Raw genomic sequence first — 21,478 nt, forward strand, 5'->3', positions numbered from 1 at the left:
GGGCCCGGGGCTGTGGCGCGCGCTCGCGGAAGTGGCCGGCGGCGCGGCTCGCCGTAGCCGTTGGCGGTGCACTGGACGTGGGCGCGAGCCGCCCAGCCGCCCCGCGTCACCCGTAGGAGACGTTCGCGCAGGGGTCGTCGTCGGCCGAGCGGGCGGCGGCGCTGACGCTGGTCGGGAGCGGGCCGGGTGCCGCCGACGAGGTGGTGGTGCCGGAGTCGCCGCCGTTGCCGGCCGCGTAGTCCTTGCCGAGGACCAGGCTGACGCCGGCCCGGCCGGTCGACTCGACGGTGGCGCCGGGGAAGAGCGCCGCGACGCTCTGCGCCGCCGACTTCTCGCCCGGGCCGTACTCGACGACCGTGGTGGCGTGGTTCTGCGAGGACGCGTTGCCGGTGGTGGTGACGACGAACTTGGACGCCTTGAGCGTGCCGGCCGCCTTGGCGGTCAGCCCCCCCGTGGTCGTCCCGTTGTAGACGGCGACCCTGGTGCCCGCGCCCTTGACCGTGCCGGGGTCCACCGTTTCGGCCGGGGTGGGGGCGGCCTGGCTGGTGGCCGAGGCGGCGGGCGCCGGGCTCTTGCTGCCGCCGCTGGCGTCCTCGCCGTCCAGCGTCCGGTCCGCCCGCAGGGCGGCGAACAGTTCCTCGGTGTCGGGGTGCACCAGCGCGACCCGGGGGCCGTCGTACTTCCACGGCGTGGTGATGAACTTGATGTTGTGCAGGTCGATGCTCTTCATCGACAGTGCGAAGGACATCAGGCTCGCGGCCGAACCCAGGCCCTTGTCGACCACCAGCGACTTGGTCGCCGCGTCGGCCAGCGGGAGCAGCGTGGTCGGGTCCATGCCCTTGCTCTTGACGCTCTTGATCAGCGAGGAGAGGAAGGCCTGCTGACGCTTCATCCGGCCGATGTCCGAGCCGTCGCCGACGCCGTGCCGCAGCCGGACGTAGTCGAGCGCCTGTTGGCCGGCCACCGTCTGCTCGCCCTTGGCGAAGATCTGCTTGCCCTTGTGGCCGAGGTTCGGGTCCAGGTCGCCCTCGTAGATGGCGTTCGGCATGCAGACCGGGACGCCGCCGATGGCGGCGGTCATCGTGGCGAAACCCTCGAAGTTGACCACGATGGTGTGGTCGACCCGGAGGTTGGTCAGCTTCTCGATGGCGTTCTGGGTGCAGGCCGGGTTGCCCTGGTCGGTGTCGCCGACCGCGAAGGCGGAGTTGAACATGACGTTGGTCTGCGGCTTGGTCCAGGTGCCGTTCGGCAGTTTGCACGGCGGGATGCTGACCAGCGCGTCACGCGGGATCGAGATGCCGACGGCGTGCTTGTGGTCGGCGTAGACGTGCAGCAGGATCGTGGTGTCGGAGCGCGCGCCGATGTCGCCGCCGCCGCCGAGGTTCTTGTTGTCGCCGCCGCGCGAGTCGGAGCCGATCAGCAGCACGTTGACCGGGGTGTTGCCGCTGGCGTCGGCCGTGGCCGCCGCCGGGCGGTCCTTGCTCAGGCCGTCGCTGGCGAAGGTGCTGATGTTGCCGTTCAGCTTCCAGTAGATCGCCCCGCCGGTGGCGGCGATCACGGCGAGCGTGGAGACCGTCGCCCAGACCACGATCTTCTTGCGGTTCTTCTTCTTTCCCCGTCCGGCCGCCGCCTTGGCTGCGACCCGGCCGCCCCCGGCGGCCTCGGGGGCGGGGGCGGGGCCCCGGCCCTGCTGCGCCCGTCGGGCGTCGGCCCGGCCGCCCGGCCTGGGGCCGTCGGGCTGCGCGGCAGGTGCGGGCCGTCCGGTACGGGCTGCCCGGCCGGGCTCCGCGACGTACGAGGCGGCCGCGTGGTGCGAGGCGTCGTCGCGGTACGGAGCGTCCTCGCGGTACTGGGCGTCGTCGCGCCACCATCCGGCGTCGTGGTCCGACGGCCCCGGCCTCTGGCCTGACATACGTACACCCTTCACCAGCCGACAGGGACAACAGCTATCGGCATCGCGCCGCGCGCAGAAGCCAACGCCCCAGACCCCGTGAACGTGCCGCACCGTCCACCTGGGACGACCGGTTCCTCGTACCGACGCGTAGAGCTTCTGCGGAGCATATAAAGCGAACAATGCGGAGTCACTGCCCGGGCTCCTTGTTGCACTTTTCTCCAAGGACCCGGGGCTGCCGTCCTCCGGCGGGCCCGTCCGGTCTCCTGCCCGGGCCGACCGCCCCGATAAGACCGACCGGCACATGGAGGGTGGGAGAAGATGGGGGTCCCCCCGGCCGGAGGCTGGGGGAGGGTCGAGGGCCGAGTCCGGGCGGTGCCGACGAAGGAGCCATGGCGGAGCCCTGGCGACTGAGGAGAAGCCGTCTGGGCGAGAGCCATCGGCCCGCGACGCCGCCCTCCATGTGCCGGTCGGTCTAAGTTGTAGGATGACCGGGCAAGTGGTTGTAGGATGACCGGGTCGACCCAGGAAGGAGCCCGCCATGAGCAGCAGTACGAACACCGGCCTGCAGGCCCCTGGGCGGCGCTCACTGGTCGACGCGACCATCGAGCAGCTGCGCGAGCAGCTCGGCGCCGGGGTCTGGCCCGTGGGCGGGCGGATTCCGACCGAGCACGAGCTCGCCGAGCGCCTCCAGGTCGGGCGGAACACCGTGCGCGAGGCGATCCGGGTGCTGGTGCACGCCGGGATGCTGGTGTCGCGGCAGGGCGAGGGGACGTTCGTCCGGAGCACCAGCGACCCGGCCTCGGTGCTGCGCGGTGTGCAGCGCTCCGGCGTGCGGGACGTCCTGGAGGTCCGGGCCGCGCTGGAGGCCGAGGCGGCCCGGCTGGCCGCCGTCCGGCACACCCCCGAGGACATCGCCCGGATGCGGGCCGCACTGGCCCGCGAGGCGGAGATCATCGCCGCCCAGCCCGACCGGACCGGCCGCGAGGCCACCGTCGAGCACGACCTGGAGTTCCACACGGCCGTGGTCGAGGCCGCCCACAACCCCGCACTGACCGAGGTCTACCGGTACTTCGGCGCCTCCGTCCGCGAGTCGATGCGGACGGCGTTCGGCGACCACGAGATGCCCGAGGTCGTCGTCGGCACCCACGAGGCCCTGGTCGACGCCATCGAGAGCGGCGACCCCGAGCGGGCCGAGGCCGCGTGTCGTGAGCTGCTCGCGGAGCCGACGGCGGCCGTGGAGCAGCTGCTCGCCACCATCGCGGCGCGGAAGTAACCCGGCCTCGTCCGCCGCGCCCGCCCGTTCACCGCACTTTTCGATACACCCGCTCGGAGCGAACCACATCATGACGATCACCCGTGCCCATCAGCCGGTCGTCGCCCCATCAGTCCGTACCCGCACCACGCTCGCCCACCCCACGCTGCTGCTGGTCGGCATCGTGCTGGTCGCACTGAACATGCGGGCCTGCCTGGCGGCCATCTCGCCGATGGTCGGCGAGGTCCAGCGGACCTTCGGGCTGTCGGCCACCGCCAGCGGCATGATCACCACCGTCCCGGTGCTGTTCCAGGGCTTGGGCGCGCCGCTCACCCCCCGGCTGACCCGGCGCTTCGGCGCGGAGCGGGTGGTGCTCGGCGCGGTGCTGCTGCTCGGCGCGGGTGTGCTGCTGCGGGTGCTGCCCTCGGTGGCCGCGCTGTACGCGGGCTGCATGGTCATCGGCGTCGCGATCGCCATCCTGAACGTGTCGATGCCCGGCCTGGTCAAGCGCGAGTTCCCGGACCGGGCCGCGACCATGACGGGTGTCTACTCGACCACCATGCTGGTCGGCGCGACGCTGGCGGCGGGCGTCTCGGTGCCGTTGGAGAAGGTACTCGGCGGCGGCTGGCAGGCCTCGCTGGGCGCCTGGTCGCTGCTGGCCGTGGTCGCCGCCGTGGCCTGGCTGCCGCAGGTGCTGAAGTCCGGCCAGGAGAAGGCGGCGGTGGCCGCCGCACCGGCCGGGCGCCCGGTCGAGGGCATCTGGCGCTCCCCGCTGGCCTGGCAGATCAGCCTCTTCATGGGCATCTCCTCGCTGCTCGTCTACACCCTGGTCGCCTGGATGCCGACGATCCTGGTCGACCACGGGATGGACCGGGGCAAGGCCGGCCTGGTCTTCGCGTTCTTCAACCTGGTGCAGGTCGCCGGGGCCTTCCTGATCCCGCTGGCCGCCGGACGGATGACCCGTCAGCGCGGCCTGGCCGTCACCATGGTCGCGCTGAACGCCGCCGGGATCACCGTGCTGCTGCTCGCCCCCGTCTCCGGGGCCTGGGTCGCCGCCGCCGTGCTCGGCGTCGCCCAGGGCGGGTCGCTCGGCCTGGCGCTGGCGTTCATCGTGCTGCGCAGCGGCAGTGCGGCCGGCGCGGCCCAGCTCGGCGGGATGAGCCAGGCCGTCGGTTACCTGGTGGCGGCGGCCGGCCCGGTCGGCGCGGGCGCACTTCACCAGGCCACCGGCGGCTGGAACCTCCCGCTCACCCTGCTGCTCGCCTTCTCCGGCGTCGCCGCCGTGGCCGGCTGGGGCGCGGGGCGCAACCGGACGGTCTGAGCGGGCTCCCCAGGGCCGGCCCCGACCCGTCGGAGCCGGCCGGGCGGGCGTCGTGGTCGGCCAAGCGGACGTCGCGGTCGGCCCGGCGGGCGTCGCGGTCGGCCGGGCAGGCTTCGCGGTCGGCCCGGCGGGCGTCGCGGTCGGCTGTGCACGTCGGAACCGGCCCGGCACGTCGGGGTCGAATTCGATCGTTAAATAGTAAGAACTGCGCGGCAGTTGCTGCTACCTTCCGTCACGTGACCAAGCTGAACCAGATCATCGCCGTGGAGAAGGGCGTCAAGTCCAAGTCGTTCCAGGACCTGACCCAGGCGCACCAGGATCTCCAGAAGCCCGCCCTGCTGGCCGGGATCTCCCGGACGTACCAGCCCAAGGACGAAGAGGGCGAGCAGCTGCCGCCCGAGTCCACCCGGGTGCAGGTGAAGGCCGAGGACGTCCTGCGCAGCACCGCCGCGACGCTGACCCGGCTGTTCGACGTCACCGCCACCAAGGACTGGGCGAACCGCAGCGCCTGCGCGGACGTGGTGGTGGACGGTACCGTCCTGCTGGCCCAGGTGCCGGTGCCGTACCTGCTGTTCCTGGAGAAGCAGCTCACCGACCTGCACACCTTCGTCCGGAAGCTGCCGGTGCTGGACGCCGCCGAGTCCTGGAACCTGGACCCGTCGACGGACTCGTGGAAGACCGACGCGGTGCGCACCATCCGCACCAAGAAGGTGCCGCGCAACCACGTGAAGGCCGAGGCCACCGAGAAGCACCCGGCCCAGGTCGAGGTCTACTACGAGGACATCCCGGTCGGGTACTGGACCACCGTGAAGTTCTCCGGCTCGCTGCCGGCCCGCCGGGTGAACGAGCTGCTGGAGCGGGTCGAGAAGCTCCAGCAGGGCGTCAAGTTCGCCCGCGAGGAGGCCAACGGCACCGAGGTCACCGACCAGCGGGTCGGCGACGCCGTGTTCGGCTACCTGTTCAGGTAGCCCCGAAATCGCCCCCCGCATGCTGCGGTGGGGTGCGCTGAAGAGCGCAAGCTGAAACTGATGTTGAAGCTGACCACGGGACCACAGTGGGGGTTCGAGTCCCTCCCCCGGCACCTTTCGGGCCGGGGTAGCCCAAGCCTGGCAGAGGCAGTCCCATGAATCTCAGACTCTCGCTCCAGTCTCAGTATTCGCCACCGAACACCGGATCGAACGAGTGGGGACGATCATCGATGGGTGCGGGTTCAAATCCTGCCTGTGCCGCTTCCATGGCACGGTAGTTCAACGGTAGAACACCTCGATCTGAGAATGATCCGCACTCTTAAACGTGCCGGTGTGAGCAATTGGGTGGCACCTCAGGGGCCCGGGAGATGGCTATCGCTCCCGGGCCCCGTCACGTGCGCCTGCCGGCGGCCCGGTCCTGCGGCCGCCCCACCCCCGTACCGTCAGTCCTCGGCCACCGTGGTGAAGCCGGCCAGCCGGACGGAGGCAAAGACGGTGGCGGCGAGGGTGACCAGGATCAGCAGCGGGACGGCCACCCGGACGGCGACCGTCGCGTCGATCGCGCCGTCCGCCGCGACGGACTTCGCCAGCGACAGACCCCACTGCTGGATGCTCAGCGTCTTGGCGCCCTTGACGAAGTTGCCGACCAGGCTCTCCCAGACCAGCGCGTACGCCAGCCCCGCCACCACGGCGTGCCGGGTGACCACGCCGAGCAGCAGGAAGACCGCGCTGTAGGCGGCCCCGGCCACCAGCGTGCCGACAGTGAAGGCGACCGCGAGGTTGTCCTTCGTCCCGTACAGGACCAGGCCGGCCAGCAGGGTCGGGACGGCGGCGAAGACCCAGGTGGTGACGACCGCGACGGCCAGCTTGGTGGTGATGATCTTCCAGCGCGGCAGCGGCTTCGCCAGCAGGTAGACGATCGAGCCGTCGTCGATCTCGGTGGCGATCACGCCCGTGCCGACCACCAGCCCCAGGATCGGGACCAGCGTGCCGAGCGCGAGCTGGCCGAGGATGTTGACGGTGAGGTCGTGCCGGTCGGCGTGGGAGAACCGGCCGATGACGGAGATCGCGAGCAGCAGCACGGGGACGATCAGCAGCAGGATGCCGCGGCGGCGCCCCAGCAGGCCGCGTACGGTCAGCCTGGCGACGGTCACCAGGAAGAGGGGTTGCAGCACGGTGTTGGTCCCTTCCGGGGGAGTTCAGGAAGCGACGAGGTAGGAGAAGACGCTCTCCAGGGACTCGTCGGCCGGGGAGACGGTGTAGAGCCGGATGCCCGCCTCCTTGGCGACCTTCGGCAGCAGGGTGGTGAAGCCCTGGAAGTTGATCGCCTGGATGCGCAGCGCCCGCTCCTGCCAGTCGAGCTCGATCGCGGCCGTCGACCCGTCCGCGATCAGCGCGGCGGCGAGCCGCCGGTCGTCGCTGGAACGGACCAGGTAGCGGTGCGGGCGGTCGGTCATCAGGCGGCGGATCTTGCGGAAGTCGCCGGAGGCGGCGTGCCGCCCCGCGACGACGACCTCGATGTGCCGGGCGAGCTGCTCGACCTCCTCCAGGATGTGCGAGGAGAAGAGCACCGTCCGGCCGTCGGCCCCGAACTGCCGCAGCAGCTCCATCAGGTGCAGCCGCTGACGCGGGTCCATGCCGTTGAACGGCTCGTCCAGCAGCAGCACGGACGGGTCGTGGACCAGGGCCGAGGCCATCTTGACCCGCTGCTTCATGCCCTTGGAGTACGTTCCGGTCCGGCGCTCCTGGGCGTACTCCATCTCGACCAGCCGGAGCGCCCGGATCGCCGCCGCGCCGGGGTCGGCGAGGCCGTGCAGCTCGGCGTTGGCGAGAACGAACTCCCACCCCGTCAGGTAGTCGTACATCGACTCCCGCTCGGGGACGAGACCGATGGCGCGGTAGACCTCCTGGTTGCGCCAGATCGGCGCGCCGTCCAGGGTGACCGTGCCGGCCGACGGGGCGAGGAAGCCGCTCATCAGGTGGATCAGCGTGGACTTGCCCGCGCCGTTCGGCCCGAGCAGGCCGGTGACCCCCGGGCCGATGCTCATCGTCACGTCGTTGACGGCGACGACGTTGCCGAACCAGCGGGAGACCTTGTCGATGGTGATGACAGCCATGACGAACCCTCAGATCTTCCGGTAGCGGCGGTCGACGAGCCAGTAGCAGGCCGCGGTGACGGCGAGGATCTCGACCGCGAAGGCCACGGCGCCGAACGCGCCCGGGGCGTGCGTCACCCTCGGGTCGGTGACCAGGCCGAAGAGCTGGTTGACGAAGCCGTCCACCAGCATCGACGGCGAGATCACCGCCGCCCAGTTCGCGGAGGCGGGCGGATCGCCGTGCAGGCCGCCGCTGAGGCCGAAGACGATGCCCGCCAGGATGCCGCTGACCACCAGCACGCCCATGATCGCGGCGACCCCGAAGCCCCGGCGCGGCGTGCTCGCCGCGATCAGCAGGCCGATCGCCGAGTACAGCGCCGCGTACAGCAGGGCGGCGACCAGCCCGATCAGGAAGTGCCCGGTGTTGTGGGCCAGGCCCTGCCCCGCCAGGATCGAGCCCAGGTAGAGCACCAGCAGCGGCGCGACCATGACGAGCATCATGGCGGTGACCATCGCCGCGAACTTCGCCCGGACGTAGTCACCCCGGGTGATCGGACGGGAGAAGTAGAGCGGGACGGTGTTGTGCCGCAGGTCGCGGGAGAGCAGCACCGGCGCCTGGGCGGCCAGGAAGATCTCCACCAGCAGCCCGACGGTGTTCAGGAACTGCGGGTAGTCCGTGGGCAGTTCGGTGCCGCCCTTGATGATCGCGATGACGACGATCATCGCGGCGACCAGCACCGGCAGCCCGAGCATCAGCATCGGCAGCACCTTGGACTTGCCCGACCGGCCGAGGCCGTAGGCGGCCCGCAGGCTCTGGACGTAGAGCGAGCGGGTGGCGTACGAGCGGCCGAGCCGCGGGCCCGTGTAGGAGCGGTAGCCGATGTTGTGGATCACGCCGGAGTCGGGCGCGATGCCGCTGGGCGCGGTGCCGAGCGGCGCGGTGCCGAGCGGCGCGGACGGCGCGGCGGGCGCCGTGGCCGCCGTGGGCGCGACCGGCGCGGCGGGCCGGGCGTCGGCGGGTGTCGGGCTCTCAGGAGGCAGGGACGGCTGCGACATCTGCGGCACCTCCGGTCGGAGCCTCGTCGGTGAAGATCTCGGCGACCCGGTGCCGGCGCTGCTCCAGCCGCACCAGCCCGAGGCCCAGGTCCGCGACGGTGTCGCGGACCACGTCGTACGTCTCGTCGTCCCGTATCTCGACCAGCAGCACCCTGGAGCTGTCGGGGCGCACCGACAGCCCGGCGGCGGTGAGCCGCTCGCGGACGGCCGTGTCGGCGTCGAGGTCGTGGTCGTCGGGGTGGTCGGTGACCTCCACCGCGAGCAGCTGGGTGACCTCGGTGAACGAGGCGGTGGAGGAGGAGCGCAGCAGACGGCCGCCGTCGATGACGACCAGGTGGTCGCAGGTGCGTTCCAACTCGCCGAGCAGGTGGGTGGTGACCAGCACCGAGATGCCGAAGTCGGTGTACACCCGGCGGATCAGCGCGAGCATGTCGTCGCGGCCCACCGGGTCCAGGCCGTTGGTGGGCTCGTCCAGCAGCACCAGTTTCGGGTCGTGGACCAGCGCCTGGGCCAGTTTGACCCGCTGCTTCATGCCGGTGGAGTACCCGCCCATCGGGCGGTACCGCTCCTCGTACAGGCCGACATGGCGCAGCGTGTCGGCCGTCCGCTCCCGGGCGGCGGCGGCCGGCAGGCCGGCCATCCGGGCCATGTGCACGACGAACTCGGTCGCGGAGACGTCGGGCGGGAGGCAGTCGTGCTCCGGCATGTAGCCGACCAGCTCGCGGATGGCCTCGCCCTCGGTGGCGATGTCCAGGCCGAGGACCTGGCCGGTGCCGGACGTGGCCGGAGCCAGCCCGAGCAGGATCTTGATCAGCGTGGACTTGCCCGCACCGTTCGATCCCACCAGGCCGACCACCCCCGACTGCACCTCAACGGTGAGTTGGTCGAGGGCGGTTACCCGAGGGAATTTCTTGGTGAGGCCGTCCGTCTTGATGACAGTGGACACGGTCACAACCTAGCCCTCGGCGCCGCTCCGCGACATGAGCTGGGATGACGAAGCGTCTCTGCTCCTTTGGGATGAGAGAAACGGACCGATCCCCTAGGGGACCGGCCCGTCACCCGGAATCCGTTGGCGGGCCGACCGCGCGCCGTCAGGCGAGCAGCTCGTCCTGAAGGATCATCACCTGACGGAAGGCCTGCAACGGCACACCCCTCGGGTTGGTCATCACGATCTCCGCCGCGATGTCGCCATCGACCAGGTACGCCACCCGGCCCTCCGGCTCCGCCTTCGGGCCCACCTTGGCCGTGGTGAAGGCGACGGCCGCCCCCTCGACCGTCTGGTCGAGCGGCGTCGTGGGCGGCTCCAGGCCGGGGACGGCCTTGAGATCACCGGAGGGCATCTGGGCCCGGAAGTTCAGGGCGTCGTCCCTGGAGCCGAAGTGCAGCAGCCAGATCTCGGTCCGGGTGCCGTCCTGGGCCGTCCAGACACGCTTGGCGGCGGCGCGGCAGGCGTCCTCGGCCAGCAGGTTCTTGAAGGACTCGGTGCTCTTGTCGGCGGCGGCGTAGTCCGTGCACCGCACCCAGTCGGCACCGGCCGTACCCGCCGGGGCTGTGGCGCTCGGCGCAGCGGACGCGGATCCGGAGGCGGACGCCGACGCCGACGCCGAAGCGGACGCCGAGGCCGAGGACGGGGAGGGGGACGGGGAGGCGGGCTTGGACGGCACCGGCGTGGCGCCGCCCTCGACCGTCGCGCCCTTCGGCACGGGCACCAGCAGCTGCCGCAGGTCCGCGTAGTGGCGCTGGCCGGAGGTCAGGTCGTCGGGCTTGGGCTTGCCCGACGGCAGTGGCGGCAGGGTCAGCTGGGGGAACACGTACCGACCGTCGTTCGGCGTCGCCAGCCCGGGGATCTCGGTACGGGCGGGCAGGGTCACCGCCCACCCCGCCGCCCCGCCCGAGAGCAGCAGGACCAGCGCGGCGGCACTCCACCGCAGCACCGTCCGGCCCCGGGGGCCGCGCGCCTTCTCCGGCCGCGCGTCCTCGACGAGGTCGACGGGAACGGCGGGCTCGTCCGGGGCCGTCGGCTCGGCCGGAGCGGTCGGCTCGGTCGGAGCACCGGGCTCGGTCGGCTCGACAGGAGCGGCGGTCTCGGTGGTCTCGGTGGGCTCGGTGGAGACGGTCGGAGCAGCGGGCTCGGCAGGAGCCGTCGGCTCGGTAGCGGCGGTCGGGTCGGTCATGTGGATGCTCCCGGGAGGGCCAGCCGGTCGAGCTGCTGGTTGAAGATGGTCACGGCCTGGTCCTTGGGCAGCGGGGCGACGCCCTCCACCCGCATCTCCACCCGGAGATCACCCACGGCGGCCGAGCAGATCAGCCGGTCGATCTTCACGCCGGGCTCGGCGAACGGCAGGTAGCAGTGCGCGTCGGCGTGCCCCGGGACGTCCGGGCCGATCCGGAACAGGCCGGAATCCGAACTCAGGACGCCCACCCAGGTGTTGTCGGCCTTGACCGCGTCCTGGTGGTACTGGAGCAGCCACATGGTCACGGTGAAGTCCTGGCCCGGGGCGACGTAGCTGCGGATCCCGGCGCCCTTGAGCTGGTACTGCTGCCAGTCCTTGCGGATGGCGTCCTGCATCTTCTGCGGCAGGCTGCGGATGTCGTCCTCGATCCAGGCCGTCCGCTGGTCCGCCGTCAGCTCGGTGTCGTTGCCGTACGCGCCGGAGTCAGGCCCGAGGGAGTACCCGGCGGGCATCGGGACCAGCAGGTCCCGCATCGAGCCGAAGTGGGTGCCGTTGGACTTCGCGCCGTACGACGGCCCGGCCGGGGCGGTGGCCGTCGCGGCCGGCGCCGGAGCGGCGACCGGAGCCGGGTCGTCGTACTCGGTCTTGAGGATGCCGACGCCGATGCCGACGCCGAGCAGCGCGGCCGCGACCACGGCCGCGCCGATGCGCAGGGCCGGACCGGCCTTGCGGCGCGGCGCCGCAGCGGCCTCGGTCTCGGTCTCGGCCTCGGCCTCGGCCTCGACGGTCGTAGCAAGCTCAGGAGCCGGTGCGAGCGCGGCCGGGGCCTGCGGCACGGGCTCGGGCTCGGGGGTCTGGTGGTCCGTCACGGTCGTCTCGCTCATACCAGCCGCTCCCACTGACGCTCGGCGATGTCCTTGACGTCATCGGCGTTGACCTGGTTGGGAGAGTGGACGGTGATCCACATCAGCACGTCGCCGCGCCGGGCGACGGCCCTCCCGGAGTAGTACTGCTCGTGGGTGTCGGAGTAGGTGTTCGGTGTCGTGGGCGCGTCGTAGACACCGTTCACCGTCCCGGGCAGCGGGTGCGCGGTCGTGCTCGGGGTGCCCGGCACCGAGGAGATCGCCGTCGACACGTGGGCCGCGTCGTACTGGACGAGCTCGACCCGGTAGATCGTGTCGTTCTTCTTCCAGGCGACGATCGCGTCGCGGCGGAAGCCGTTGCGCAGCATCTGCCGGAAGCGGGTGTCCGCGGAGCTGTAGGTCATCGCGACATCGCCGGCGCTGGCCCAGCCGGAGGCGTCGCCGAAATCGTCGTTCATGTCGTCGGCGTCGACGGGCTTGCTGATCAGCAGCTTGCGCAGGTCGCCGTCGATGCTGAGCGGCTGGGGCCCGGCGTCGACCGAGCCCTTCCCGTCGAGCACGGTGGCGGTGTACTTCGGCGCGCTCACCCGGAGCGACGGCAGCGGCGTCTGCGCGCGGCCGGCCTGGATCGCGTAGCCGACACCGCCGCCGAGCAGCGGGCCCAGCAGTACGGCCGCGACCAGCAGCCGGACGGTCCGGGGACGGCGCGGCACGGCCGGCCCGACGGGGTCAACCGGGTCGACGGGCCCGGCGGCCTCGGTCGGCTCGGCGGGCTCTGACAACTCTGACGGCTCCGCAGACTCCGCGGGCTCGGTGGTCACGGGGTGCTCCTGCACGGGTTCGGCTTCGGACGCCGCGGGTGCGGGTGCGGATCCGGGGGACGGGACCGGCTCATGGGCCGGCTGCTGCTCAGCCACCGTTGGCCAGCCGCTCGCGCTGACGCTTCATCGCGTCGTTCAGCAGGGCCTTGTCCGGGTTGCCCTTCACGAGCACCCGCACCTCGTACTCGATGTCGCCGACGTACGAGACGCCGATCATCTCGCCGAGCCAGCCGTCACTGTCGGGCTTGACCATGATGCCCTGGGCGTCGCCGTCACCGTCGATGTCGAAGGAGTCGCCCGACTTGAAGCTCATGCCCTTGGCGAACTCCTTCGCCATCCGCCCCGACTTGAAGCGCAGCAGCCGTGCGGTGACGTCCTGCTGGCCGTCGGCACTGCGGTAGTGGCGGGAGGCCGCGTCGTTCTGGTAGCCGTACGAGTCGAGGATGTGCCCCATGTCGGAGGCGTTCTTGAAGTCGGCGGTCACGTCGTCCGTGCTCAACGTGACGCCGTCCGGGGAGCCGTAGGACTCGCCACCGGCGGGTATCGGGAGCAGGAAGTAACGGATGTCGCCGCCGTGCGTGTCACCGTCGACGGTGCCGTGCACGGTGCTGCTCGGCGCGGGGGCGGGTGCGGGAGCCGCGCTCGGCAGTGCCGACGGGGTGGGGCTCGGCGTGGGCGTGGCACTGGGCGTGGCCGGCGCGTTGTGCGGCGCGGAGGCCAGCACGACCGAGCGCGGGCTCCGGTCCGGCTTGCCGACGGCGACGGTGACGGCCGCGCTGGTCGCGGTGACGGCGAGCAGCCCGGCCGCGGCGAGCGCGACACCCACAGCGCGCGGCAGCCTGCGGGTCGCGACCGCTGCCTCGTGCGGCTCGACCACCTCGTGCGCCTCGTGCGCCTCGTGCGTCACGGCCCCCGGAGGAGGCGGCACGTCCTCGGGAATGCTTTCGGGAATGCTTTCGGGCACGGACAAGGGGCTCCCCCAGATGAACGGATCAGGACCGCGTACGGCGCTCGTTCCGGACTACCCCCGTCCGCCCCGAGAAGACCACGACCACGTGTCTCAGCTGGAATTATGAGAGAACCTCAAGCCCGCCACCAACACGATTGCCTACGACAGTCCACACATTGCCCGACCAACCGGACACGTCGTGATCGAACCGCAACGAGGGCGGCCGCCGGGCGGAGCGCCCCACGGCGAAGGGCGGCCCCGGAACTCCGTACCCGGGTACGGAGTGGGCCGCCCTTCGCCTGCGGGTGGTGTCCCGCGGTCGCGGTCGTACCGCCTCAGCCCAGCTGTGCCAGGCCCTCGGTGGCGATCCGCTCGAAGACGTCGAGATCGTTCGCGAAGATCGAGTCGGGAACGGGCCAGTGGATGACGATCTCGGTGATGCCCAGCTCCCGGTAGGAGCCCGCCCAGTCGACGAAGGCATCCAGCGAGGCCAGCGGCTTCTCCGCCGTCGACCCCTGCAGCAGCACCTTCTCCAGGTCGGCCACATCCCGCCCCTGTGCCTCGCAGGCGGCCCCGAGCTTGGCCAGCTGCGCCGCGATCACGGCCGGCGCCTGCTCGACCGGCACGTCGGCCGGGCCGCGCGGATCCCCGTACGTGACCCAGCCCTGCCCGTACTCGGCAGCCAGCCGCAGCCCGCGCGGGCCGGTGGCAGCGACGTAGAACGGCACCCGCGGCGTCTGCACGCAGCCGGGGATGTTCCGCGCCTCGACGGCGGAGTAGAAGGCACCCCGCTCGGTCGTGGAGTCCTGGGTCAGCAACTTGTCGAGCAGCGGCACGAACTCCGCGAAGCGGTCCGCCCGTTCCTTCGGCGACCACTCCTCCTGGCCCATCGCCGTGGCATCGAACCCGGTCCCCCCGGCCCCGATCCCGACCGTCACCCGCCCGCCCGAGATCTCGTCGAGCGAGATCAGGTCCTTCGCCAGCGTGACCGGATGACGGAAGTTCGGCGAGGTGACGAGCGTGCCGAGCCGGATCCGCTCGGTCGCCGTCGCGGCAGCCGTCAACGTCGGCACCGCCCCGAACCACGGCTCGTCCCGGAACGACCGCCAGGAGAGGTGGTCATAGGTGTACGCGGCATGGAACCCGAGGTCCTCGGCCCGCCGCCAGATCTTCTGTCCCTCGTTCCACCGGTGGATGGGGAGGATCACGGTACTCAAGCGCATACCTCAGACCCTACGTGTCCGGAACCCGCTGGATCAGGTAGCGGGCCACCGGCCATTCACGGATCAAGATCGCCAATCTCTCCGCCTTCAGAGCCCTACGCGGGGCTGAGGATGGCACTAGGATCGTGCCCCGATGATGGACACCGACGACCCGTGGCTCTTCCATTTCACCCACGTGGACAACCTCGCTGGGGTGCTAACAGCTGGACTGATCGCTGACAGCGACAAGCCCGCTGGCGTAGTCGAGTGTGCCGATCTGAGCATCAAGGAGCGTCGGCGCCATCTGAAGGTGCCGCTTGACCCCGGCGGAGTGGTGGCCGACTACGCACCCTTCTACTTCGCTCCCCGATCACCCATGCTCTTCCGCATCCACAAGGGAGGAGTAGCGAGCTACCCGCGAGGCCAGACTGAGCTGGCGTACCTGGTCACCCGGCTCTCGCAGGTCCAGGCACACGGGCTCCCCTGGGTAGCCACTGACCGAAACGCGGCTGTGGCCACAGCGCAGTACACCGACCAGGCCTCTGACTTGGCCACGCACATCGACTGGGAGGTCATGGCCGCCCACATGTGGGCGAACACTCCCACCGACGGCTCTCGCAGGGAGCGTCGGATGGCAGAACTCCTTGTGCACGGCTGCCTTCCATGGACTGCGGTGGTTGGGATCGGAACCCATTCATCAACGGTCGAGGCCGCCGTCCAGGTGCTGCTACAGGGCCAGCCGCACCAACCGAGAGTTGATGTCAGACCCACCTGGTACTTCTGAAGCAGACAGCTCGGCAACGCTCACGCCATCAGGGATGATGGACAGTGAAGGGAGGCGAACACCATGATCCACGAAACCAATGGCAACCTGCTCCGCGATGACGCCCATGCCTTGGTCAACACGGTCAACACCGTGGGTGTCATGGGCAAGGGACTCGCCCTCCAGTTCAAGCGAGCCTTCCCCGACATGTTCGCCACCTATGCGTCGGCGTGCCGGGCTGGGCAAGTGCAACCCGGTGTTGTGTTCCCAATTGGGCTCCCAGACGGGCGCTGGGTGCTCAATTTTCCGACTAAGCGCCATTGGCGCCAGCCTTCACGCTTGGATGATATTCAGTCCGGACTGGATGATCTAGTCCGGGTGATTGCGGAGCTGAAGCTCCAGAGTGTGGCTGTACCCCCGCTAGGTTGCGGCAACGGCGGCCTTCCCTGGTCACAGGTGCGTTCGCTGATCATGGAGAAGCTAGGCGGCCTGGACATTGACGTGCGCCTCTACGGCCCTGGAACCCCGGCTCCTGAGGACATGCCTATCGCGACCAGTGCTCCCGAGCTAACCCGGCCCCGGGCTAGGTTTATGGCCGCCGCCTCCCGATATATCGCCAGCGCCTGGGAGGCTGGAATCACCGAGGAGCCCAAGGCATCCCTGCTGGAATTCCACAAGATCGCATACCTGCTGCAGAGTGCCGGCCTTAACCTCGGCCTGAATTTTGAAGCAGGCCACTATGGGCCATTCTCGAATAACCTGAACCAAGCGATCGCCTCCCTGGAGGGGCATCAACTGATCGGCTTCGGCGATGGCACGGGAGGTGCTCGCGCTGATCTGCGATTCCGGCCGGGCGCTGCCGAGGCTGCTGAAACGGCGATCGAGGGCGACGCAGCCTTTGAGCGGGCCTGGCAACAACTCAGCCATGCCATGCTCGGCTACGAATACCCCGAAGGCATGGAGCTCCTGGCCAGCGTTCACTACTTGGCAACCAAGACCGCGCATCCCAAAGACCCGGAGTCCGTGGCGCACGAGCTTGCAGCCTGGAGCCCGCGCAAGCGGCGACTCTTCCCTGCGTCCGATGCTGCTGCAGCCTGGGCCAGGCTAGATGAGGCCAAACTCCTGATCCCCAGCTCATAACTCATGCGATGTCCCAACTCGTGGGCCAGTGAGTATGGTCATCGCCAGTTGGCATGTCGGCGGCAGATGGTCGAGTGGATCGGTCGGCGACTCGCCTTGATCGACGGGCGTTGTTGCAGGTCAGCATGTGATAGGTGAAAAAGGATTGACAGAGGTGACGCGCGTGCCGGGCCGCAGGCGCTCGGTGGCGGTCGCCGCAGCCGTCAGGGTCGGCACCGCCCCGAACCACGGCTCGTCCCGGACCGCCAGGAGAGGTGGTCATAGGTGTACGCGGCATGGAACCCGAGGTCGGCGGGGTCGAGGCGTGGGGAAACCCGTTGTCGCTGCTCGCACGGGCTCTTGTAGCCTGACCCCGCCATAAGGGCGATTGTCAGACTTTTAAGATCTGGGGGACCGGTGCACCACCGCCGTCTCGTTGCGACCGCTGCGGTTCTCTCCGCCGGGTTCGCCTTCCTGCCGGGCCAGGCGTACGCCGCCGACCCGGCCCCGAACGCCGTACCGGCTCCCGTCCGGAGCGGGTGGGAACTGCCCGGCGCCAAGACGTTCACCAGCCCGGCGAGCAACTCGTACCGGGTGCAGGGCAGGGCCGCGGCAGCCGCCCTGCCCGCCGCCGTGCCGTCCACCGGCCGGACCGTCTACGTCCTCACCCGCACCGGCTGCACCACGGACACCGGGACGGGCACCCAGGCGGCGCCGTTCTGCTCCCTGCAGCACGGCGTGAACGCGGCCGTCTCCGGCGACACCGTCCACGTCGACGGGAAGGACGAGGGGAGCAGCCCGCCGCGCACCGCGGAGAACGTCATCATCCGGACCTCCGGGCTGACCATCACCGGCGGAACCAACGCCCCGCAGATCGACGGGGACAACACGGGCTCCACCAAGCCCGGGCTCACCCTGGACGGCGTCAGCGATGTGACGATCAGTCATCTCGTGATCCTGACCGGCGGCGTGCCGGCCGCACTGGCCGTCAAGGGGTCCAGCCGGATCACCCTCGACTCCGTCAACATAGGCGCGTACGGCACCGCCGTGGCCATCGACGGCGCGTCCGACACCGTCGCCGTCACCCGGTCGCACGTCGGCCTGTTCAACGCCGGTGCCACGGCGATCTCGGTGGCCGCCGGGGCGAAGAACGTCACGCTGGCCGGCAACCTGATCGGCGCCTCGGGCTACAACAGCCTCGGGACGCCCGAGCAGCAGATCGGCGGCATCACCGCGACCGGGGTGCAGGGCCTGAACATCACCGGCAACACCGTCCAGCGCGGCTGCCTCCCCGGGATCAGCGTCGACGGCACCTCGACCACCGTGTCGATCCAGAACAACCTGCTGGTCGAGACGGCCGCCGCAGCCGCCTGCGACTCCGGCCAGCCCGCCGTGACGGTCTCCGCCGAGTCCGCCCCGGCGACCACCACCGACGACAACGACTTCTACTCCGCGGTCGCCAACGGCGCCGGGCCCTACCGCTGGGCCGGCACCGCGTACCCGACCGTCGCCGCCTTCCAGGCCGCGCAGACCCAGGCCGGACAGACCCAGGGCGCGCACGACACCGTCGAGACGGTCGCCCCGCAGGCGGTCAACAGCGGCTCGGACTGGGGCGTCGCCTACGCCCTGCAGACCGGCTCCGCGGCGATCGGCACCGCCAACCAGTCCGCGCCCGGCGCCCTGGCCACCGACTACTTCGGCCACGGCCCGATGGCCGACCGGGGCGCGGTGAAGTTCCAGAGCAACAACCCCGGCTTCGCGATGGCGCTGACCGCGAAGAACAGCAGCGCGTTCGGCATCTCGCTGAACCTGGACGTGACCACCCTGCCGGTCGCCCAGGACATCTACCTCCAGTGGGGCGACGGCACCGTCGACGTCCTCAACTTCTACGGCGACAAGCCGGTGAAGACGACGGCGGGCCACATCTACAAGAAGCTCGGCGACTACACGATCACCGTCACCGACTACGAGAAGACCGGCAACACCATCGCCAACACGGTGAAGGTCTCCACCCTCGGCTCGCAGTACACCGCGTACGGCCCGAAGCGGCTGCTGGACAGCCGGGACGGCACGGGCCTCGCGGCCGCCGGCCGGGTCCCGGCGAACGGGACGGTCCAGCTCAAGGTCGGCGGTGCGGGCGGCATCCCGGCGAACGCGACCGCCGCGGTGCTGAACCTGACCGTGACCGGCCCGGCCGCCGACGGCTACATCACGGCGTACCCGGAGGGCGGCCCGCGGCCGGCCACCTCCAACGTCAACTACCGGGCCGGGCAGACCGTACCGAACCTGGTGATGGTGCCGATCGGCACCAACGGCTACGTCGACCTGTACAACGGCGGCAAGGGCACCACCGACCTGGTCGCCGACATCACCGGCTACTTCACCCCGACGGCCGCGGCCGGCTTCGCCCCCGTCGGCCCGAGCCGGCTGGTCGACACCCGCTACGGCACCGGCGCCCCGCAGGGCCAGATTCCCGGCCGCGGCTCCATCGCGGCGCAGATCTCCGGCGCCGCCCCCGGCCTGCCGGGCGGCGGCATCTCCGCGGTCGCGCTGAACGTCACCGTCACCAACCCGGGCGGGAACGGCTACCTGACCGTCTACCCGAGCGGGCAGGCCATGCCCACCGCGTCCAACCTGAACTTCACCGCCGGGCAGACCATCGCCAACTCGGTCGTCGTCCCGGTGGGCGCGGACGGCAGGATCCGGCTGTTCAACGGCGCCTGGGCCGGAGCCGACGTGGTCATCGACGTGGTCGGCTACTACAGCACCTCCGAGACGGGCGCGTTCGTACCGGTCGACCCGAAGCGGCTGCTCGACACCCGCGACCCGGCGACCTGGAGCGGCGGCCCGCTGAAGGGCCGCTACTACGCCTACCTGCCGATGACCACGCGCACCGACATCTCGGCGTTCGTCTTCAACACCACCGTCACCGACACCGGTGCCGACGGCTACCTGGCCGCGGCCTCCGACCCGAACACCGTCGCCGACTACAAGAGCGGACACCCGTATCAGGTGTACGTGCCGAACACCTCGGCACTGAACTGGCGGCGCGGCACCACCGTGCCGAACCTGGTGCAGGTCACGCCGGGCCTGGGCGTCATCGACTTCTTCAACCAGAGCGACAGCACCATGGACCTGGTCGTCGACCTCTTCGGCTACTACCAGAACGACTGACGTCCACTCGGTCCGCGTTCCGGTCGATGACCGACGCGATGACCGACGCGGACAGGCGATGACACGGAGAGGTGCCCGGCTTGCGGCCTGCAAGCCGGGCACCTCTCTCGCGTCGGCCTCCGGCCCAACCGCCTCCAACGCGTCCGCACCTACTCCCGACAGGCGCGACGGGGCGGGTCATTGTTGGACGCTCTCCAGGGTCAAGGTCGAGTCGGTCACCGAGCAGGCCGCCAAGGCGTCGGCGGAGTTGCTCAAGCAGGCCGGACTGCACGGCCACACGTACGCGGTCGACGCCACCGTCGCCGAGATGACGCTCCGTCAGCCAGTACCGGTGGCGATGCTCACCTCGGATGTCGACGGCATGGCCAGACTCTGCGGCAATCGCGTCCGGCTCATCGCGGTCTGAGCCACCGCGACTGGACCACCGGGCCGAGGGCGGACACCGCGTGGGGCTACCGTCTCACCCGCAGAACACCGCGGTCTGCGCCGGCCCCAGTACGCTGCTTTTCGGGTTGGGCTGCTGGTGCTGCAAGTCCTTGGCCAGGTCGAACACGTTGCCGACCAGGATGAACTGCCGGGAGCCGTCCGCGGCCGTCAGCGAGATGCTGGTGTAGCCGGGGCCGCCGCCGTCGGTCTCCCATGCCGGGACCTTCCTCCCGTCGGAGCACGTCGCTTCCCACCGTTGCACGCCCAGCGCGTAGCCGTCCGCGTCCGGCACCTGCGGGACAGTCTCCAACTCGCGCTGCTCGGCGGGGTGCAGGAGTCGGCCGCCGAACAGGGCGCGGTCGAACCGGGCCAAGTCGTCGAGGGTGGAGATCATGGCGCCCGCCGCCCAGTCGTAGGACGGGCTGAACCGCGTCACGTCCTGGCCTGCGAGGTCGTAGCCGTGCAGGTGGCGGCCGTGGATCTGCGGATCGGTGAGCGGGAACGACGTCCGGGTCAAGCCGAGCGGGAGCAGGATGCGGCTCCGGATCTGGGCGGCAACACTCTGCCCGGTCACCGCCTCGATGACCAGACCGGCCAGGAGGTAGTTGGTGTTCGAGTACGCCCACCTCTCGCCCGGTGCGAACAGCGGTGGGTGTGCGACGGCGGCTGCGACCACCTGCCTCGGGGTGTACACGTAGTCCCGGTCGTGCTGCTCCAGGTACGGCGCGAAGAAGGCCGGTTCGGTCGTCGGGTCGTAGATGCCGCTGGTCTGGTCCAGCAACTGCCGCACCGTGATCCCGGACCCGTCGTTCCCCGACCCCTGGACGACACCGGGCAGCCACTTCTCCACGCTGTCGTCCAGGCTCAACCGGTGCTCACCCACCAGTTGCAGCGCCACGGCCGCGACGAACGACTTCGTGTTGCTCGCGATCCGGAACCTGTCGTCCGGACTCGCCGGCTGCCGCGTCCGCACGTCGGCGAAGCCCGCCGCGGCAGACGCCGCCACCTCGCCCTGCCGTACATAGGCGATGGAACCAAGGTACCCGTCCGCGACGGCCTGCGCGGTCGCGGCCCGCACGATGCTCTGCCCGTGTGCGGGCTCCGCCGCCGACACGCCCGCCGACGCTCCTGCCGACACGCCCGCCGAGCCCAGCACGGTGCAGAGCACCACCACCATGGTCGAGACGATCCGGTATTTCCTCGTCATTTTGGAACCCCGTCTGCGGCGCGAATGGACACCCTCAGGCTTCCATCCGGTGCCAGGCATCGCCATCGTGCCAGCTCCCCGTTCCACCCTGGGGGCAGTCCCAGCACGGACGGTGCGCGCAGGTCGGACTCCCGACGGTGCCTCAGGAGCCGGTCGGGCAACGGTCGGGGGCGGGTAGGGGGCCGCTCAGGGG

General features: G+C 70.6%; 18 protein-coding genes and 1 pseudogene. 7 read left to right on the plus strand and 12 right to left on the minus strand.

Going from position 1 to position 21,478, the window contains the following annotated elements; genetic code table 11:
* Nucleotides 1-106: 106 nt before the first annotated feature.
* On the minus strand, nt 107-1,912 hold the full coding sequence (locus ABD330_RS05275; protein ID WP_344461242.1) for an LCP family protein: 1,806 nt from the start codon (nt 1,910-1,912) through the stop codon (nt 107-109).
* A gap of 520 nt (nt 1,913-2,432) precedes the next feature.
* Here ABD330_RS05275 and ABD330_RS05280 point away from each other — a divergent pair.
* The 3 genes from ABD330_RS05280 (at nt 2,433) to ABD330_RS05290 (ending at nt 5,435) form a co-directional block, all read left to right on the plus strand.
* Nucleotides 2,433-3,167: a FadR/GntR family transcriptional regulator gene (locus ABD330_RS05280; RefSeq protein ID WP_344461244.1), complete on the plus strand. Its 735-nt coding sequence runs from the start codon at nt 2,433-2,435 to the stop codon at nt 3,165-3,167.
* A gap of 70 nt (nt 3,168-3,237) precedes the next feature.
* The gene (locus ABD330_RS05285) at nt 3,238-4,467 is read left to right on the plus strand and encodes a CynX/NimT family MFS transporter (protein WP_344461246.1); all 1,230 of its coding nucleotides are present in this window, start codon (nt 3,238-3,240) and stop codon (nt 4,465-4,467) included.
* Between the two features lie 236 nt (nt 4,468-4,703).
* Complete coding sequence (locus ABD330_RS05290) at nt 4,704-5,435, plus strand: DUF7873 family protein (RefSeq protein ID WP_344461248.1); 732 nt, start codon at nt 4,704-4,706, stop codon at nt 5,433-5,435.
* Between the two features lie 443 nt (nt 5,436-5,878).
* On the opposite strand, the gene ABD330_RS05295 is transcribed toward ABD330_RS05290, so the two are convergent.
* From ABD330_RS05295 to ABD330_RS05335, 9 genes are all read right to left on the minus strand, one after another.
* Complete coding sequence (locus ABD330_RS05295) at nt 5,879-6,607, minus strand: ABC transporter permease (RefSeq protein ID WP_344461515.1); 729 nt, start codon at nt 6,605-6,607, stop codon at nt 5,879-5,881.
* A 27-nt stretch (nt 6,608-6,634) separates the two neighbouring features.
* The gene (locus ABD330_RS05300; protein WP_344461250.1) at nt 6,635-7,552 is read right to left on the minus strand and encodes an ABC transporter ATP-binding protein; all 918 of its coding nucleotides are present in this window, start codon (nt 7,550-7,552) and stop codon (nt 6,635-6,637) included.
* A 9-nt stretch (nt 7,553-7,561) separates the two neighbouring features.
* Nucleotides 7,562-8,587, minus strand: a complete 1,026-nt coding sequence (locus ABD330_RS05305; protein ID WP_344461252.1) for an ABC transporter permease — start codon at nt 8,585-8,587, stop codon at nt 7,562-7,564.
* Nucleotides 8,562-9,533: an ABC transporter ATP-binding protein gene (locus ABD330_RS05310; RefSeq protein ID WP_344461254.1), complete on the minus strand. Its 972-nt coding sequence runs from the start codon at nt 9,531-9,533 to the stop codon at nt 8,562-8,564. Before ABD330_RS05310 ends, ABD330_RS05305 begins: the two co-directional genes overlap by 26 nt.
* A gap of 145 nt (nt 9,534-9,678) precedes the next feature.
* On the minus strand, nt 9,679-10,761 hold the full coding sequence (locus ABD330_RS05315) for a hypothetical protein (RefSeq protein WP_344461256.1): 1,083 nt from the start codon (nt 10,759-10,761) through the stop codon (nt 9,679-9,681).
* On the minus strand, nt 10,758-11,645 hold the full coding sequence (locus tag ABD330_RS05320; protein ID WP_344461258.1) for a hypothetical protein: 888 nt from the start codon (nt 11,643-11,645) through the stop codon (nt 10,758-10,760). Before ABD330_RS05320 ends, ABD330_RS05315 begins: the two co-directional genes overlap by 4 nt.
* Nucleotides 11,642-12,445, minus strand: a complete 804-nt coding sequence (locus ABD330_RS05325) for a hypothetical protein (RefSeq protein ID WP_344461260.1) — start codon at nt 12,443-12,445, stop codon at nt 11,642-11,644. The genes ABD330_RS05320 and ABD330_RS05325 overlap by 4 nt, the downstream gene beginning before the upstream one ends.
* 88 nt (nt 12,446-12,533) lie before the next feature.
* Complete coding sequence (locus ABD330_RS05330) at nt 12,534-13,352, minus strand: hypothetical protein (protein WP_344461262.1); 819 nt, start codon at nt 13,350-13,352, stop codon at nt 12,534-12,536.
* A gap of 377 nt (nt 13,353-13,729) precedes the next feature.
* Nucleotides 13,730-14,617: an LLM class flavin-dependent oxidoreductase gene (locus ABD330_RS05335; RefSeq protein ID WP_344461264.1), complete on the minus strand. Its 888-nt coding sequence runs from the start codon at nt 14,615-14,617 to the stop codon at nt 13,730-13,732.
* Between the two features lie 133 nt (nt 14,618-14,750).
* Between ABD330_RS05335 and darT the strand changes: the two genes are divergently transcribed.
* Together darT and darG are read left to right on the plus strand one after the other, a co-directional pair.
* A complete protein-coding gene (gene darT, locus ABD330_RS05340) occupies nt 14,751-15,380 on the plus strand; it encodes a type II toxin-antitoxin system toxin DNA ADP-ribosyl transferase DarT (protein WP_344461266.1) in 630 nt (209 codons plus the stop codon).
* Between the two features lie 63 nt (nt 15,381-15,443).
* Nucleotides 15,444-16,499, plus strand: a complete 1,056-nt coding sequence (gene darG / locus ABD330_RS05345) for a type II toxin-antitoxin system antitoxin DNA ADP-ribosyl glycohydrolase DarG (RefSeq protein WP_344461268.1) — start codon at nt 15,444-15,446, stop codon at nt 16,497-16,499.
* A 126-nt stretch (nt 16,500-16,625) separates the two neighbouring features.
* Here the strand turns inward: darG and ABD330_RS05350 are convergent.
* A pseudogene (locus ABD330_RS05350) lies at nt 16,626-16,789 on the minus strand (LLM class flavin-dependent oxidoreductase); the annotation flags it as partial.
* A gap of 106 nt (nt 16,790-16,895) precedes the next feature.
* Between ABD330_RS05350 and ABD330_RS05355 the strand changes: the two are divergent.
* Together ABD330_RS05355 and ABD330_RS05360 are read left to right on the plus strand one after the other, a co-directional pair.
* Complete coding sequence (locus tag ABD330_RS05355) at nt 16,896-19,652, plus strand: right-handed parallel beta-helix repeat-containing protein (protein WP_344461270.1); 2,757 nt, start codon at nt 16,896-16,898, stop codon at nt 19,650-19,652.
* A gap of 58 nt (nt 19,653-19,710) precedes the next feature.
* A complete protein-coding gene (locus ABD330_RS05360) occupies nt 19,711-20,058 on the plus strand; it encodes a DNA-binding protein (RefSeq protein ID WP_344461272.1) in 348 nt (115 codons plus the stop codon).
* Nucleotides 20,059-20,112: 54 nt separating this feature from the next.
* Here the strand turns inward: ABD330_RS05360 and ABD330_RS05365 are convergent, their stop codons facing one another.
* Nucleotides 20,113-21,285 (minus strand): serine hydrolase domain-containing protein, encoded by a 1,173-nt coding sequence (locus tag ABD330_RS05365; protein WP_344461274.1) that lies wholly within the window; start codon nt 21,283-21,285, stop codon nt 20,113-20,115.
* Between the last annotated feature and the right edge of the window lie 193 nt (nt 21,286-21,478).

It is taken from the genome of Kitasatospora kazusensis (assembly GCF_039529945.1).
Lineage (GTDB): Bacteria > Actinomycetota > Actinomycetes > Streptomycetales > Streptomycetaceae > Kitasatospora > Kitasatospora kazusensis.